Below are 15,769 nucleotides of genomic sequence, written 5' to 3' on the forward strand. Positions count from 1 at the left end.
TACATTCTCGCCTTACCGACACCTCCGCGCCCCGTCCCGCCCTTCCCCGCATGCAGCCATCCCTGAAATATCTGAGCGCCTATTCCGAACAAACGCAAGCGCAAGTACAGCAACTGATCGCGCAAGACAAGCTGGGCGACGTCCTGTTGAAACGCTATCCGAACGCGCACGATGTACGCAACGACAAGGCTTTGTACCAGTATGTGCAGGACTTGAAGAATGAATTCCTGCGCAATGCCGAACCCATCAACAAGGTGGCGTTCGACAGCAAGATCCATGTGATCCAGCATGCGCTGGGCTTGCATACCTCGATCTCGCGCGTGCAGGGTGGCAAGCTCAAGGCCAAGCATGAAATCCGCGTGGCCACCATGTTCAAGGAAGTGCCGCTGGAATTCCTGCGCATGATCGCCGTGCACGAACTGGCGCATGTGAAAGAAAAACAGCATGACAAGGCGTTCTACAAGCTGTGCACGTATATGGAACCGCAATACCACCAGTACGAATTCGACGTGCGCCTGTACCTGACCCAGCTCGACCTGTCCGGCCAGCGCCTGTGGTCATGAAGTCCTGGCCATAACGTCCCGATCCTGACGTCCACGAAACAATGCCGCCCGGGGTATCCACTGGGCGGCATTGTTTCGTATGCGCCGGCGGGGCCGGCAGCAAGTTCAGATTCAGGCGGCGTTCTTGCGGCGGCGCAGGAAGGCCAGCAGGCCCAGTCCGCCCAGCATCATGCCGTAGGTGGCAGGTTCCGGAACGGCGCTCACGCTGGCGGCGATATTGTCGACCTGGAAGGTGTGCAAGGCGCCTTCCTTCCACGATGCCGACAGCAGGTTGTTGAAGCCCGTGAACGTGTAATCGCTGAAGTTATGGCTGCCATCGAGGCTGAAGGTCTGCGTCACCGTGCCGCCGCCCACCTGGTGGCCGACGAAGGTCACGTCGTAGGGGCCAGGCAGGCTCACGAAGTCAGCCAGACTGATCGAGCTCAGCGAGAAAGCGGCACCATCGGTACGGCTCAAGGTTGTCGTCGTCAGCAAGGTGGCGCCAAGGCCGGCCGAGCCTGCATAGGCAAAGTTGCTTTGATGTGCGGAGCTCAACAGGCCCAGGAAGCTGCTGTCGAAATCGTAGCCGCTTTCGGAGTAGGAGTTGAAGACGGAACCGAGGATGCCGGGATGTTCCAGTGCATCGAAGCCGATGGTGGTGGTTTGTGCGTGGGCGCCGCCAGCGGCGAAAATGGCGGCGACAGCGGTCGCGCGCAAGAGAGTCATTGGTTTCACAATAGCATCCTTTCAAGATGATGAAGTAGCGAGGTTGTGGCAACTTGCAATACCTAGGCGTCGTAGCGGGAAATGGGAGGCGCCTCGCTGGGTGTCCGACATGCCTGTCTTTTGAACAAGTGCAGTAGAACACATTCATGCATAAAAAGCATCTTGATTTTCAAAAAAACATGCTACTAGAGAAATATTCTGGCCATATTTATATTAATTAGTTTGTTGAGCTTGATCAATTTTCCCGTGCAGAAATAAAAAAACCATGCACTTCACAATGCATGGTTCTGGATGAGATTCCACAAAGAAAATTTACGGCACACAATCCTTCAGTCGCTGTACCAGGGTCGCCGGATCGGCGTCGGCATTCAGAAACGCCGCGTGCTGCGGGCGGATGAAGCCCTGCTCCTTGCCGTTTTGCACGAAAGCAATCAAGCCGTCATAAAAACGGTCGACATTGAGCAAGCCGATGGGCTTGGCGTGCAAGCCCAGCTGGGCCCAGGTCAGCATCTCGAACAGCTCTTCCAGGGTGCCATAGCCGCCAGGCATGGCGATGAAGGCGTCGGACAGGCTGGCCATCATCGCCTTGCGCTCATGCATGTCCTTCACGATGAACTGGCGCGTCAAGCCCGTGTGGCCCACTTCGCGCTCGACCAGCTGGGTAGGAATCACGCCCGTCACCTCGCCGCCCAGGCGCAGCACTTCATCGGCGATCACGCCCATCAGGCCCACCTTGCCGCCGCCATACACGAGGGAAATATTTTCCGCCACCAGCACGCGCGCCAGTTCGCGCGCCGCCACGGCATAGTCCGGCGAGACGCCCGCGTTGGCGCCACAATACACACATAAAGCCTTGATCACAGTAATCCCTACCCTTTCAATTCATCGATCGCCGCCTCGACCTCGAGGCGCTCCTTGGCGTCCAGTGCCTCGCACTCGGCCGCCTTTTCATACAGGGCCAGCGCTTCCGCCAGCTTTTTCTTTCCATCAAGCATGTTCAACGCGCGCGCATATTCGCTGTGGGCCAGCGCCGAATACGGCGTCAGGGCCAGCGCCGTCTTGAAATGCTGATAGCCATCTTCCTTGTTGGCGCCATAGGTCAAGCCGCCTATCATGGCGCCGACCTTGTCGATAATTTCCGTATGATAAATCCCAAACGCGATATGCGCTTCCGCATGCATGGGCGCCACCGTCATCGTGCGGTCCAGGCTATTGCGCACGCGCGCGCCCATGCCCTGCGCCAGGGCCTTGACGACGGACGTGCCCAGCGCGTAGCGGCCCAGGCTGTAGGCATGCCAGTAGTAGCCGGCCGGATTGTCCGGCTGCTCGCTCTGCTGGCGCTCGCAGCGCTCGGCCACTTCCTCGTACATGTCGAGTTTCCGGCTGTCGTCCACTTCCAGGTGCGTGGCATAGATGCAAGTCGCCTTGTGCGCCACCGCATAGCCGGGCACGCCGACGGCCAGGCCCAGTTTCACGGCGCGCTCGAAGTCGCCCGCATGGAAGGCCAGCCAGGCTTGCACCAGCGCAGGGTGGGTGGGAAACGGCTCCACGTCGCCCGCATGCAGGCGCGCCCAGGCCGCTTCCAGGGTTTGCGGCGTGTAGACATATGCTTCGTCCGGATAAGGAAATTGTTTCCAAGCCATATATCTCTCCTGTAAATGACGACGTGGCGCCAGCAGCCGCGTCAGTCGTTCTTGAGTTTGGTCACATACTCTTCCGACAGTTTGCGAAACAGCAAATGCGTTTCATTGCGCAAATACGGCCCGATCAGGGACAGCACCTGGTAGCAGCCGCGCGCCAGCGCATCGGACATCGATTGCTGCTCGCTGTACTTGCGCGGGTTGCGCACATACTCGTACGACAGCCAGTAGGTGGCAACGACCACCATATTCGTCGCCATCGCGGCCACTTCCATGTCCGATGCTTCCAGCGATTGTTCGCTGCGCAAGTCTTCGCACAGCTGCGTGGCGACCTTGATCTTGTGCGCCAGGATCAGCTTGAAGTGCAATTCCAGCTTGCGGTTGCGCGACAGCAAATCGTTGAGGTCGCGATAGAAAAAGCGGTAGCGCCAGATCAGCTCGAACATCAGGTGCAAATACAGCCAGACATCCTCGATATTCGAGCGGCGCCCGTCGGGCACGGTCAGGATGCGCTCGATTTCCGCCTCGAACTGGACGAAGATCGAATTGACGATATCGTCCTTGTTACGGAAGTGGTAGTACAGGTTGCCGGGCGAAATGTTCATCTCTTCCGCGATCACGGTCGTCGTGATATTCGGCTCACCAAACTCATTGAACAGGCGCAGCGACAACTCCAGGATGCGTTCGCGGGTACGGCGTGGTGCTTTTTGTAGCATGGCGGGCAATCTCTCTGTGTTCTGCCTCAAGCATACCACCTAAGATAGCTGGAATGAAACACTCCGCCCTTAGCCGCCGGCGAAAAGCACGGGCAAGAAAAAGCCTGCTCGCGCAGGCTGGGGGGATGCGGCGCCAGCTCAGGCGGCCGGCGCTTTTTTCTTCGCCGCCGGTCTCGCCGCCGGCTTGCTCGCCGGCTTGGCTGCGGCGCGCGGCGCGGCCCTGGCCGCCGGCTTGGCCGGAGCCTTGGCGACGGCCGCTTTCGGCGCGGCTTTTGGTGCTGTTTTCGGTACGGTTTTCGGCGCCGCCTTCACGGCGGGCCTGGCCGCAGCCTTCGGCTTGGGCGCTGGCGCGGCCTTGGCCGACAGCGCCGCCACTTGCCGGCTCAAGGCGTCGATCTGCGCATGCAGCGCGGCGAGGTCCTGTTGCGTGGGCACGCCGATGGTGGCCAGGGCGCGCGCGACGCGCTCTTCGAACACCTGTTCCAGCTTGTCCCAGGAGCCGCTGGCCTGCTTGCCCACGCCATCGGCCAGTTTGCTGACGCTGTCGCTGACATCGGCCACCTTGTCTTCGGCCCGCTTCTGGAATTCCGTGCCTTCCTTCACCAGCTTGGAAAACACGCGCCCGCCCTCTTCCTGCGCTTTGGCAAAGGCGCCCAGGCCCGCTTGCCAGATCTGCTGCGCGGACGAGCGCACGGCGTTCGCCAATTCCTTGTCTTCCGCCAGTTCCTTCAGTTTCTTCACCATCGCCAGCTCCCGTCAATTGAAAAGGCCATGCCACTTCATGGATACTTTTTATTCTAGTGAGCAAAACTAGAGACGGGAGTCTAATTCGATGGAAAGCTGCTACTCAACGTGCGCCAGCGCACGCGGCGGCAAGCGCCTAGGCCGCTGCCTTCACCTGGCCATGCAGCAGCTTGTGCAGGCGGAAGCCTTCGCGGATATTCTCGCGCAGCACGGCGCCTTTCCACGGCTTGGTGTAGAAGCGGTCGACGGCGCCACGGTTGATGGCCGCCATGATGGGCGTCAGGTCGGCAAAGGCCGACAACATGATGCGGAAGGTGTCGGGGCACAGGTGCTTGACCCGCTCCATGAATTCGGTGCCGCTCATGAGCGGCATGCACTGGTCGCACAGGATCACCTGCACCTTGTGGCGCGCCAGGATATCGAAACCCTCGGCGGCCGTCTGCGCCGTCAGGATGCGGTAGCCATCCTGCGCCAGGAAGTCACTGAGCACGTCGAGCATGAAAACATCGTCATCGACGATCAGCAAGGTTTGCTGCTCTTCGCCAGCGGCATCCTGCGGCGCCTGCAGCAGTTTGCCACCCATCAGCATCTGCTCGAATTCCTCGTGCGGCACGGGGCGGCTGAAATAATAACCCTGCATCTCGTCGCAGCCGTGGCGTCGCAAATAGGCCAGCTGCGCATCGTTTTCCACGCCTTCGGCGATCACTTCCAGCTTCATGCTGTGCGCCATGCTGATGATGGCCAGCACGATGGCCGCGTCGTCCGGATTGCTGGTGACTTCGCGCACGAAGGCGATGTCGATCTTCAGCTTGTCGATGGGGAAGCGCTTCAGGTAGGCCAGGCTGGAATAGCCGGTGCCGAAATCGTCGATGGAAATCTGGATGCCCAGCGCCTTGAGATTGCGCAATACGGCGATGGTTTCCTCGGCATTCGACATGAGCGAGCTTTCCGTCAGCTCCAGCTCCAGCAGTTCCGGCGCGATATCGTACTTGCGGATCGCCTTGAGCACTTCCTCTTGCAGGCCGCCAACGAAAAACTGGATGCCCGACACGTTCACCGACAGGTGCACGGGCCCGATGCTGCTGGCGCCCCACTCGCTGATCTTCTTGCACGCCTCGTCGAGTACCCAGTTACCCACGCGCACGATCAGACCCGTTTCTTCCAGCAGAGGGATGAACAGGGCCGGCGAAACCATGCCGTGACCGGGGCGGCGCCAGCGTATCAGCGCCTCGGCGCCGCTGATGCGCCCCGAAATGATATTCACCTTGGGCTGGAAGAACAGCACGAATTCTTCGTTGTCGATGGCGCGCCGCAGGGCATTTTCCATGTCCAGCCGCGCCATCGACTGCGCATTCATTTCCGCCGTGAAAAAGCGGAAGGCGTCGCGGCCCGCTTCCTTGGCGCGGTACATGGCCGTGTCGGCATATTGAATCAGGGTGTCCGCATCGACGCCGTCGTCGGGGTACACGGAAATGCCGATGCTGACCGTCACCGTCACTTCATGCCCCTGCAAGTCGAAGGGCTTGCGCATCGCTTCGCGGATCTTGTCGACCACGCCCACGGCATGCTGGGCGCCGTCGGGCAGCACCAGGATGGTGGCAAATTCATCGCCGCCAAAGCGGCCGATGGTGTCGCGCACGCGCAGGCAGTCGACGAGGCGGCTGGAAAACTGGCGCAGCAGGTCATCGCCGATGGTGTGGCCCAGGGTATCGTTGATATTCTTGAAGCGGTCGATATCCATGAACAGCACGGCCACGGCCCACTGGTGCTCGGCCGCCTGGGTCAGCGAATGGGTCAGCGAGGCGTAGAACTGGCTGCGGTTCGGCAAGCCTGTCAAGGTGTCGAAATGGGCCAGCTTCATCAGGCGCTGCTCCGCATCCTTGCGCTCGGTGATGTCGCGCGCCACGGCTACCAGGATCCAGCTCTGCCCCGAGCGCAGGGTGCGCCGCTGCACTTCCACCGACAGCGGCGAACCGTCCTTGCGCTGCAGCTGCAATTCCGTCATCGGCCCGCCCTGGTCGCCCGCCAGCAGCTTGTTGTACAGCTCTTCCAGCTGCGATTCTCCCTCGTGCGCGTGGCCCGGCCCCACGCGCAGGAAATCCTCGCGCTCGAAACCAAGCATGCGGCACGCCGTCTGGTTGACGTCGACGAAGCACATGCCGGCGCGGTCGACGAGAAAAATCGCGTCGGCCGTGGCGTCCATCGCCAGGCGGAAGCGGCGCAAGTCTTCATCGAGGCGGATGCGCGCCGCCATGTCCAGGGTCAGCTGCTCGTGATGGCGCTTGATTTCGTCGTACAGCAGCAGGTTGTCGTAGGCGACGGCGATCTGCGCCGCCACCGTGGCGGCGACCCGCTCATCGACTTCGGAAAACTCATTCGCCCCCAGCTTGTCGACCAGGTACAGCCAGCCGTGGCTGCGCTCGCGCGAGGCGATGGCCACGCCCAGGAAGGAATGCACGGGCGGGTGCGTGTCGGGCAAGCCCAGCGCGCCGGGGTCGCCCTTCAAGCCATTGACCCGGTAGGGCTGGCGCTGTTCCAGCAAGCGGTTCAAAATACCCGTGCGCGGCGCGCTGGCGATGCGCTCGAGGTTTTTCTCGGCGCCGCACGAGGAAAAATAGCTGAGCTTTTCGGCGCCCTCTTCCAGCACGCCAATGCAGGCGTACTTGGAGACGCAGATATTCTGCGCCACCTTGCAGCCCGCCTCGATCAGGGCGCGCGGATCGCGTTCGGCGCCCAGCTCGATGCCCAGCTCGATCAGGGCCGTCAGGCGCAGGCTGACCGCCTGCAGGCTGGACAGCGAACGCGACAGGCGCTCCGTCATGACGCCCAGGTCTTCGGGGATGGCGGCTTGGCCCTCGCGCTGGCTGGCCAGCTGCGAAATCTGCTGGCTGCTCGATTCGAGTTCATCGAGGTAGCCGCTGACCTGGTGCTCGATGCCGGCCAGCTTGCCCGTGGCGGGAGGCGCCGCAGCACCGCCAGCGCCCGGCGCAGCCGGCACCTGTGGCGCCGCCGGCATCAGCCCCAGCGCCTCGTTGACGGTGCGCACGATGACCTCGGGGTCGGATGGCTTGGGCAGCACCCAGCGCACGCCGCACGCCTGCGCCAGCAGGATCGCTTCCTGCTCGCGGTAGGTAGCCGTATAAAAGATGATGGGCACGTCGGTCAGCGCGGGATCGGCATGCACGCGCGTGACAAATTCGTAGCCGTCCATGTTCGGCATAAGGATGTCGGAAATGATCAGGTCCGGCCGCTCGGTGCGCAGCAATTCCAGCGCGTCGGCGCCATTCGCCGCCTCCAGCAGGCGGTGGCCGCCGTAGCCCAGCAGCGCGGTCAGGAACTCGCGGTTCAGCACATGATCATCGACGATCAGGATGGTGGCTATGTCGTTTTTAACTGGCGTCGACGGCGCCCCGGGTAAAAAAGACTCCAGCTCCGCGACGAACAGGTCGGGTTCGATCGGCTTGCCGATGTAGCCATTGAAGCCCGCTTCGAGCAGGCGCTCGCGGTCGCCCACCATGGCCAGCGCCGTCACGGCCAGGGCCGGGATCTTGCGCAGCTGCGGGTCCTTCTTCAGCTCCGCCACCACGCCGTAGCCATCGAGCTTGGGCAAATGCACGTCGCAAATGATCAAGTCCGGCAATTCGCTGCGCGCCATGCGCACGCCCTCTTCGCCGTCATAGGCGGCCAGCGGCGTGTACCCGAAGGCACGCAGCAAATACACCATCAATTCCATATTGGTGGCGTTATCTTCGATAATCAGGATACGTGCGGACAATTAGCGCCCCCAATAAAAACTGCATGGACTCATTTTCTGCCTGCGTTCAACTTTCCGTTTGCGCGATCTACATAACAATCCTACAACATCTTGCCATACATCCAGAAAAATATCTGTCCGCAGGATGCCTGCGGAACGGAACAAGCGGCCCCAGGAGCAAATTTCCGCCGGCTGTCTTCTGACGTTAGCTTAATACAGTACGCCAGTGGAAAACAGCATTTTCTACCCCTGGCGCTGTTAAATACGGGCAACAGCAGAGTCAAAAGAGACAGTCTTGCCATGCAGATAAAACACAACAGGACTCAGGCGAAATGGGGGGCGGAAGGGGGCCGGGCGACTTCGTTCTTGATAGTGATTTCTGCCAGCAGCTGGCGCAGCACGCGCGCGTCGCTGGCCAGCGCCACGTGGCCGATGCCGCCGAAGGCGAGATTGCGCGCACCGGGCAGTTGCGCGGACGATTGCGGCGCGACGATATTATCGTGATGCGAATACATCGACGTGATCAGGGCACGCGTCTCTGGCGTCTCGCTGGCGGCCAGCTGCGCCAGCCAGCCGCTCGGCGCGCCATCGACGCGGCTCATCTGGCGCGCATTGGCGCCCGCCGCCAGGTTGGCCAGCGCCGTGCCGTGGTGCGGCGTGCCGATGGTGACGATGCGGGCGACACGCTGCGCACCATGGCGGCGCAGCCAGGCGCGCGCCACCAGGCCGCCCATGCTGTGGGCGACAAGAATCACGCGGTCGCTGCCCGTGCGGGCGCACAGCGCCGCGATGGCTTGCTCGACCTGCGGCACGAAGTCCTCGATGTCGGCTCCGATCGGTTCCAGGTCGACGCCCTCGTGCGCGATGCCGGCCCGCGCCAGCTGCCGGCTCAGCTTTGTCCAGTAGCCGCGGTTGCACACATAGCCGTGGATCAGCAGCACGGGCAGACCCTGGCCAGTGATGATGTCGGCCGCATGCAGGCGCGGACGCAGCATGCCCCACGACGACGTCCACAGGGTGGCGCGCAACTCGCCCAGGAACAGGCGCGCGGCGCCCATGGCGCCCAACTGATGTTCCGCTGGCACGGGGCTGCCGGCGCGCCGGCTGTCCCAGAAATTGCGCGCCACGACCAGCGCGCGCACGGCCAGCAGCATGGCGCCCGCCAGCAGCATGGCCAGCACCGGCGAGGCGATGCCCCAGGCCTGCATGGCCAGGTACGCCACCCCCAGCACGGCCAGCACTTGCAGCAGCATCAGCCACTTGAGGATGCGCGCGATCATGCCGTCGTCGCAGCAGACACGGGAACGGGTGCCGGCTTGCCCGTCAACTCCCGCACCAACCCGCTGGCCAGGCGCGCGGCCAGCGCATACAAGGTCAGTTGCGGATTGGCGCCTATCGAGGTGGGAAACAGCGAACCGTCGTGGACGGACAGGTTGCGCACGCCGTGGTAACGGCCATCCGCCCCCGTCACGCCCAGGCGCGCATCGTCGGACATGGCGCAGCCGCCCATCACATGGGCCGACACCACGCGCGCCAGCAAGGCCTTCATCGGCAAGGCGCCGATGGCTTGCTTCGCCTGCGCCCAGCTCGTGTAATGGCTGGCCATTTCATGCACGGGATACACGCTCTTGGCGCCGGCGGCGAACTGGATTTCCGCCATCGACAGCAGCGCGCGCCGCACGCCATCCCAGATGAAGGGCGTGAGCGGATAGTCGAGCACGGGCGCGCCGAAGCTGTCGATCGACACGCTGCCACCCACCGCTTCATGGTGAAAACCGTCGCGCAGCAGGGCCAGCAAGGCGTGCGCATGGGGGAAGTCGCGCATGGTGCGCGCATGTTCATCGCCGAAGCCGCCCATGGTGGTGGCCATCAGCAGCGGGTGCAAAGGCGGCGCTTCGAGCTTGTAGCCGATCGGGCCATCGATGGGCGCCGTGTGCAGGAAATGGTCGGAATAAATCGTCTGCGGCGCGCCCGCATAGGCCTCGACGCGCTGCTGGAACAGGCCCGCCGAAATCACCGTCGGATGCAAAAAGGTGCGCCGCCCCAGCAAGCCGTGCGGGTCGGGCGCCTGCGAGCGCAGCAACAGCGCGGGCGAGTTGATCGCGCCGCCGGCCAGCACAAAATGCCTGGCGCGCAGCGTCAGGCGCACGCCCGTCGGCACCTGCCCGGCGGCGTCCAGCGCCGTCACCTGCAGGCTGTCGATGCGCTCGCCCTTGAAGCTGAAACGCTCGGCGCGCGCATGCACGAGCAAGCCCGCGCCCAGCGCCAGCGCCGACGGGATCGTCGTCACCAGCATCGACTGCTTGGCGTTGGTCGGGCAGCCCATGCCGCAGTAGCCGAGGTTCCAGCAGCCGTTCACGTTGCGCCGGATGGCGGCCGTGGGGATGCCCAGCGCACTGGCGCCACGGCGCAACAAGTCGTTGTTTTCATTCGGCGGCGCGGCCCAGTCGCTCACGTGCAGGCGCTTTTCCATCATGGCGAACCATGGCGCCATGGCATCGACGCCATAGCCGGACAAGCCGAAATGCTTGCGCCAGTATTCCAGCGTGCCGGGCGGCGTGCGGAAGCTCGACGTCCAGTTGACAGTGGTCGAACCGCCGACGGTGCGCCCCTGCAGGATATTGATGGCCTTGTCGCGCGTCTTGCGGGCAGCCGATTCCTGGTACAGCGCAGGATAGGCGTCCGCTTCGCGCATCTTGAAATCTTTCGACGACTTCAAGCCGCCCTCCTCGACGATCAGCACCTTGAGGCCGGCCAGCGCGAGGATTTCCGCCGTCACACCGCCGCCGGCGCCGCTGCCGATGACGACCACGTCGGCCTCCAGGGTGCGGTCGGTGTCCAGGGTGCTGGCGTCGGTGACGTTCCAGCCGGCGGCCACGCCGACGGCGATGGGGTCAGGAATGGGAGATGTGCTCATGGATGCCTTATGCGCTCAGTTCGGGCAGCGGTCCCGGATAGCCGATGGCGGCCCAGTGGGCGGCATCGGCATACCAGGCGCCGAGGATCAGGTCGTGCAGGGCCAGATAGGCCGTCTGCAGTGTGGCCAGGCGGTGCGTGCGCCATGACTGCAGAAAGGCGGCCACCTGGGCGGGGTCCGCTTCGCGCCAGCCATCTTTTACGCCGGCGACGAAGCGCCGCGCGGGCGCCAGCGCCAGCAAGCCAAACAAGTCCTGCACTTCCTGCTGCGCCGCCAGCGGCAAGCCGCGGATGGCCGTGTCCACGCCGGCGATGGCGCCATCGAGCGCCGCGGCCCGCGCTGGGGTTTCCTGCGGCAGCGCGCTGCCCAGCATGGCCGGCACGATGGCCGCCAGCGCCGCGCGTGCTGCGCCATCGAGCACGAAGCGGCCCGGCGGCGCCGGCCCCCGCACCAGCCGGTATGCGGCGCCGCCGGCAGCCAGCACCCCGGCGCCGAGCAAGCCCAGTTTCAGAAACGATCTGCGTTGCATATCCCCTATCCCCTTGTTTTGTACGGCCTTTTGCAGGCCAGTGTACGCCAAAGGCAGTGGGCGTTTGAACGCAAAAACTAGAGCGGAGAGTCTAGTTTTTGCGACTGAAACCACAGCAGCAGCATGGCCAACAACGCCGCCAGCGCGCCGCCGATGGCGATGCTGGGCAAGCCAAAGGCGACGATCAGCATCCCACCCAGCGCGCCGCCAAAGGCCGTGCCCGCATTGAAGGCGGCGATATTCAGGCCCGCCGCCACGGCGTCGCTGCCCGGGCAATGCTGCTGCGCCAGGCGTAGCAGCCGCATGGTCGACAGGGTCACGAGGGCGAAGAACAGCAAGCCCAAAGTGCCGCACAGGACCAGCATGGCCAGGGGATGGGCGCGCAGCGCATAAAACCCCAGCAGATTGAGCGCCAGCGCGGCCAGGGCCAGCACGCTGGAGCGCAGCGCGTGGGGACGATCCGCGCACCAGCCGCCCAGCAGGTTGCCGCCGATGGCGCACGCGCCAAAGCACAGCATGGCGGCACTGAGCCAGCCCGCATCGAGTCCGCCCAGCTGCAGCAGGAAGGGCGACACATACGTGAAAAAGCTGAAGGTGGCCACGCTGACCAGCGCCGCCACGCCGGCCGCCAGCAGCAGGGGCGGTTGCAGGATGGCGCGCAGGCTGGCCAGCGCCGATACGGCAGCGGCCTGCTGGCGCGCGGCCGGCATGGCACAGTACAAACCGGCGCCGCCGCACAGGGCCAGCACGCCGATGGCCGCAAATACCCAGCGCCACGACGAGACGGCTCCCAGCCACGTCCCCAGCGGCACGCCGCCCGCCAGCGCCAGGGTCAGGCCCAGCCAGACGATGGACAACGCCCTTCCTGCGCGCGACGGGTCGACCAGGCTGGTGGCCGCATGCGAGGCGACGGCCATGAACACGCCATGCGCGAGGCCCACGGCAAAGCGCACACCGAGCAGCGCGCTCAGCGCCGGCGCGGCCGCCGTGGCCACGCTGCCGGCCGCCAGCACGAGCATGGTGGCCACCAGTACCTGGCGCGTGGGCAGGCGCGCCAGCAGGGCCGTCAGGATGGGCGCGCCGATGGCAGCCCCCAGCGCATACGCGGCGATGGCGCCGCCGGCCGCCGACACGCTGGCGTGCAGGTCGCGCGCCATGGGAGACAGCAGGCCGGCGGCGATGAATTCGCACAAGCCGAAGGCAAAGCTGCACAGAGAGAGCAGATAAATGGAGAATGGCAGCGTGGCGGACGGCAGCACTGTGCGCGAGGACATGGTGGACATGGCAGTTCCTGACAATCAAAAACGCCATGCTGGCCCCTGGACCATCATCTGTAAAATATCTTATTTATCTTGAAACGAGACTTTGAAAGTCTCAATGGGCGGAAAAGAGCCGCAATTGCGCCAGCAGCCGCTCGCGCACGGGCGACGTGCGCTGCGGATCCCACGCCATGTACAGGTCGAGCTGGCGCAGCGCCTCGGGCGCATCGCTGTGCAGCGGCAGCATGACCATGCCCGTTGGCGCGCAGGCGGCCAGGCTGGCCGGCAGCAGCGCGACGCCGAAGCCGGCCGCCACCAGTCCCAGCACCGTTTGCAAGCGGCGCGCCTGCTGCGCCACGTGCGGCACGAAGCCCGCGTGCAGGCACAGGCTGGCCAGCTGGTCGTGGAAACCCTGGCCCAGTTCACGCGGCGAGGCGACGAAATCGTCACCGGCCAGCTCCGCCAGGTCCACCCGCGTCAGCCCCGCGCAGCGGTGGTTCAAGGGCAGCGCCACGACGATGTCTTCGCCGGACAGGCGCTCGAAGCGCAAGCCCGGCGTGCTGCGGCCCGGCGCGCGCAGCAGGGCGATATCGACCTCGTTCTTTTCCAGCCACTCGACCTGCTGCTGCGTCGACGCTTCGCGCAAGGTGAATTGCACGGCGGGCGATGCGGCGCGGAAGGCGCGCAAGGCATTCAATACGCGGGCATACGGCGTGATGTGGATGAAACTCAGGCGCAGATGCCCCTCGATGCCTTGCGCCACGCGGCGTGCGGCGGCCACGCCCTCTTCCAGGCTGGCCAGCACCTGGCGCGCCGTGGCAAGAAACGTGCTGCCGGCGGGCGTCAAGGCAACCTTGCGGTTGGTGCGCTCGAATACAGGGTAGCCCAGCGCCTCTTCCAGCCGCAATATCGCCTGCGACAACGGCGGCTGCGCCATGTGCAGCCGTTCGGCCGCGCGCCGGAAATTGAGTTCCTCGGCGACGGCGATGAACTGGCGCAGCAGCCGGGTCTCTATCATGGGCCTTTTTTGGCGACCGCCAGGATATGCCGGGCGATGCCGCGCAGGATATTGACTTCTTCCGTTTCCAGCCCCGTGCGCGAGAACAGGCGTTTCAGGCGCGGCATCAGTTTTTTCGGATTGTCGGCGTCGAGAAAATCGATGGCCACCAGCGCCTGTTCCAGGTGCGCATACATGCCGTCCACCTGCGCCAGACTGGCCGCGTCGCCATGGAAACCGACTGGGCTGGCGACTTGTCCATCGCCGAGGGCCGCCACGCGGCATTCATAGGCCACCACTTGCGCCGCCTGCGACAGGTTCAGCGAGGAATACTCGGGATTGGCGGGGATATTGATCAGCACATTGCACTGCTCGACGATCTCGTTGGGCAAGCCGAAGCGCTCGTTGCCGAAGATGACGGCCGCGTGCAGCTCTTCGCTGGCGGCCAGCTGGGCCGCGATGGCGCGCGGGGCCGTGACGGGCGGCGAGAATTCGCGCAATCTGGCCGACACGGCGGCCGCGTAATTGCAGCCTTCGAGCGCCTCGGCAATCGAACCGACGATGCGCGCGCCCGACAAAATATCCTGCGCGCCGCTGGCGAAGGCCACCGCTTCCGCATCCGTCAAGGCGTCGGGAAAGCGCGGGTTGACCAGCACCAGATCGGAAAAACCCATCGTTTTCATGGCCCGCGCGACGCCGCCAATGTTGCCAGGACGACTAGTTTCGACAAGAATAAATCGCAGGCGTTTGAAAAGAGACGTGTTGATTTCGGGCAGATTCATTTAAAATAGCGCTATTGCGCGGTATCGATACAGGAAATTTCGGGAAACGGAGTCACAAAACGCTGACTCCAGGCCGGGATTTTAACCACTTCGGCACCGCTCCGCTCTTTAATTCATTCTTGCACTCTATCGTACCGGCGCCGAAAGGCGACGCTGGGCGGTCGCGTGCTTTTAACGGAAGCTCACATGCACCCAATGCTCAACACGGCGATCAAAGCCGCCCGCCGCGGCGCCGCCGTCATCAATCGCGCCTCTTTTGACCTCGACCGCGTCGTCGTCACGGAAAAACAACATAACGATTTCGTCACCGACGTCGACCAGGCGGCCGAACAAGCCATCATCGAGGTGCTGTCCAAAGCCTACCCGGACCACGCGTTCCTGGCTGAGGAATCGGGAGCTTCCGCCAACTCGCACGACGAGAATGAATATCAGTGGATCATCGACCCGATCGATGGCACCACCAACTTTATCCACGGCTTCCCGCAATACTGCATCTCGATCGCCCTCGCGCATCGCGGCGTCGTCACGCAAGCCGTCATCTACGATCCGGTCCGCAACGACCTGTTCACGGCCACCAAGGGCGCCGGCGCCTACCTGAACGAAAAACGCATCCGCGTCACCAAGCTCGATCGCATCTCGAACGCCCTGCTGGGCACCGGCTACGTGGCCGGCAGCGCCCGCGCGCTGGACGAATACCTGAAGATGTACGCGATCATGGGCGAACGCAGCCAGGGCGTGCGCCGCGCCGGCTCGGCCGCGCTGGACCTGGCCTACGTCGCTTGCGGCCGCCTGGACGGCTTCTACGAAAAAGGCTTGAAGCCTTGGGATATCGCCGCCGGCGCCCTGATGATCACGGAATCGGGCGGCATCGTCGGTGAGTTCAGCGGCGAATCGGACTACCTGTACAAGGGCGACGTCATCGCCGCCAGCCCGAAGATCTTTGGCCAGATGATTACCCTCTTGACGCCATTCGCCTGATTGCCAGGCAAGGGCTGATGTAAAAAAGCTGCCGGAGTTTCCTCCGGCAGCTTTTTTTTCGCCCGTGACCCGTCCTGGAATAAGTTGACACTTTTTCGATGCAGAGATGGAGTGTCAAATGGAACAAGGGTTTAGGCGCAGCCAGCGCGATTACAGTCTGGCTTTTAAATTGAGCGTTGTCGAGC

At 63.7% G+C, this 15,769-nt stretch carries 14 protein-coding genes; 2 read left to right on the top strand and 12 right to left on the bottom strand.

Annotated features, from left to right (window positions below):
* Positions 1 to 50: 50 nt before the first annotated feature.
* Positions 51 to 563 (top strand): YgjP-like metallopeptidase domain-containing protein, encoded by a 513-nt coding sequence (locus CSQ93_RS26270; protein ID WP_034758768.1) that lies wholly within the window; start codon positions 51 to 53, stop codon positions 561 to 563.
* A gap of 111 nt (positions 564 to 674) precedes the next feature.
* On the opposite strand, the gene CSQ93_RS26275 is transcribed toward CSQ93_RS26270, so the two are convergent.
* The 12 genes from CSQ93_RS26275 to CSQ93_RS26330 all read right to left on the bottom strand — a co-directional run bounded on the left by CSQ93_RS26275 (position 675) and on the right by CSQ93_RS26330 (position 14,606).
* Entirely contained in the window at positions 675 to 1,277 is a 603-nt protein-coding gene (locus CSQ93_RS26275) for a PEP-CTERM sorting domain-containing protein (protein ID WP_442778350.1), read from the bottom strand.
* A gap of 303 nt (positions 1,278 to 1,580) precedes the next feature.
* Entirely contained in the window at positions 1,581 to 2,126 is a 546-nt protein-coding gene (locus CSQ93_RS26280) for a TIGR00730 family Rossman fold protein (protein WP_199534519.1), read from the bottom strand.
* Between the two features lie 11 nt (positions 2,127 to 2,137).
* The gene (locus CSQ93_RS26285) at positions 2,138 to 2,911 is read right to left on the bottom strand and encodes a hypothetical protein (protein ID WP_099380573.1); all 774 of its coding nucleotides are present in this window, start codon (positions 2,909 to 2,911) and stop codon (positions 2,138 to 2,140) included.
* A 41-nt stretch (positions 2,912 to 2,952) separates the two neighbouring features.
* Entirely contained in the window at positions 2,953 to 3,624 is a 672-nt protein-coding gene (locus CSQ93_RS26290; RefSeq protein ID WP_034758777.1) for a TetR/AcrR family transcriptional regulator, read from the bottom strand.
* 138 nt (positions 3,625 to 3,762) lie between these two features.
* A complete protein-coding gene (locus tag CSQ93_RS26295) occupies positions 3,763 to 4,368 on the bottom strand; it encodes a phasin family protein (protein WP_099380574.1) in 606 nt (201 codons plus the stop codon).
* A 136-nt stretch (positions 4,369 to 4,504) separates the two neighbouring features.
* A complete protein-coding gene (locus CSQ93_RS26300; protein ID WP_099380575.1) occupies positions 4,505 to 8,143 on the bottom strand; it encodes an EAL domain-containing protein in 3,639 nt (1,212 codons plus the stop codon).
* 302 nt (positions 8,144 to 8,445) lie between these two features.
* The gene (locus tag CSQ93_RS26305) at positions 8,446 to 9,402 is read right to left on the bottom strand and encodes an esterase/lipase family protein (protein ID WP_099380576.1); all 957 of its coding nucleotides are present in this window, start codon (positions 9,400 to 9,402) and stop codon (positions 8,446 to 8,448) included.
* Positions 9,399 to 11,039 (bottom strand): GMC family oxidoreductase, encoded by a 1,641-nt coding sequence (locus tag CSQ93_RS26310; protein WP_099380577.1) that lies wholly within the window; start codon positions 11,037 to 11,039, stop codon positions 9,399 to 9,401. The genes CSQ93_RS26305 and CSQ93_RS26310 overlap by 4 nt, the downstream gene beginning before the upstream one ends.
* A gap of 7 nt (positions 11,040 to 11,046) precedes the next feature.
* The gene (locus CSQ93_RS26315; RefSeq protein ID WP_099380578.1) at positions 11,047 to 11,568 is read right to left on the bottom strand and encodes a hypothetical protein; all 522 of its coding nucleotides are present in this window, start codon (positions 11,566 to 11,568) and stop codon (positions 11,047 to 11,049) included.
* Between the two features lie 77 nt (positions 11,569 to 11,645).
* Positions 11,646 to 12,851: an MFS transporter gene (locus tag CSQ93_RS26320; protein ID WP_233516359.1), complete on the bottom strand. Its 1,206-nt coding sequence runs from the start codon at positions 12,849 to 12,851 to the stop codon at positions 11,646 to 11,648.
* A 91-nt stretch (positions 12,852 to 12,942) separates the two neighbouring features.
* Positions 12,943 to 13,845, bottom strand: a complete 903-nt coding sequence (locus CSQ93_RS26325; protein ID WP_099380579.1) for a LysR substrate-binding domain-containing protein — start codon at positions 13,843 to 13,845, stop codon at positions 12,943 to 12,945.
* Positions 13,842 to 14,606, bottom strand: coding sequence for an RNA methyltransferase (locus CSQ93_RS26330; RefSeq protein ID WP_099380580.1), 765 nt, complete (start codon positions 14,604 to 14,606; stop codon positions 13,842 to 13,844). Before CSQ93_RS26330 ends, CSQ93_RS26325 begins: the two co-directional genes overlap by 4 nt.
* 195 nt (positions 14,607 to 14,801) lie before the next feature.
* On the opposite strand from CSQ93_RS26330, the gene CSQ93_RS26335 reads away from it, so the two are divergent.
* On the top strand, positions 14,802 to 15,584 hold the full coding sequence (locus tag CSQ93_RS26335) for an inositol monophosphatase family protein (protein WP_035826389.1): 783 nt from the start codon (positions 14,802 to 14,804) through the stop codon (positions 15,582 to 15,584).
* Positions 15,585 to 15,769: the final 185 nt, after the last annotated feature.

It is taken from the genome of Janthinobacterium sp. BJB426 (genome assembly GCF_002735705.1).
In the GTDB taxonomy this organism is placed as follows: Bacteria; Pseudomonadota; Gammaproteobacteria; order Burkholderiales; family Burkholderiaceae_D; genus Janthinobacterium.

Coding starts and splice junctions, on each gene's coding strand:
- CSQ93_RS26270 (WP_034758768.1), top strand. CDS start 51: ATGCAGCCATCCCTGAAATATCTGAGCGCCTATTCCGAACAAACGCAA.
- CSQ93_RS26285 (WP_099380573.1), bottom strand. CDS start 2,911: ATGGCTTGGAAACAATTTCCTTATCCGGACGAAGCATATGTCTACACG.
- CSQ93_RS26290 (WP_034758777.1), bottom strand. CDS start 3,624: ATGCTACAAAAAGCACCACGCCGTACCCGCGAACGCATCCTGGAGTTG.
- CSQ93_RS26295 (WP_099380574.1), bottom strand. CDS start 4,368: ATGGTGAAGAAACTGAAGGAACTGGCGGAAGACAAGGAATTGGCGAAC.
- CSQ93_RS26305 (WP_099380576.1), bottom strand. CDS start 9,402: ATGATCGCGCGCATCCTCAAGTGGCTGATGCTGCTGCAAGTGCTGGCC.
- CSQ93_RS26310 (WP_099380577.1), bottom strand. CDS start 11,039: ATGAGCACATCTCCCATTCCTGACCCCATCGCCGTCGGCGTGGCCGCC.
- CSQ93_RS26315 (WP_099380578.1), bottom strand. CDS start 11,568: ATGCAACGCAGATCGTTTCTGAAACTGGGCTTGCTCGGCGCCGGGGTG.
- CSQ93_RS26320 (WP_233516359.1), bottom strand. CDS start 12,851: ATGTCCACCATGTCCTCGCGCACAGTGCTGCCGTCCGCCACGCTGCCA.
- CSQ93_RS26325 (WP_099380579.1), bottom strand. CDS start 13,845: ATGATAGAGACCCGGCTGCTGCGCCAGTTCATCGCCGTCGCCGAGGAA.
- CSQ93_RS26330 (WP_099380580.1), bottom strand. CDS start 14,606: ATGAATCTGCCCGAAATCAACACGTCTCTTTTCAAACGCCTGCGATTT.
- CSQ93_RS26335 (WP_035826389.1), top strand. CDS start 14,802: ATGCTCAACACGGCGATCAAAGCCGCCCGCCGCGGCGCCGCCGTCATC.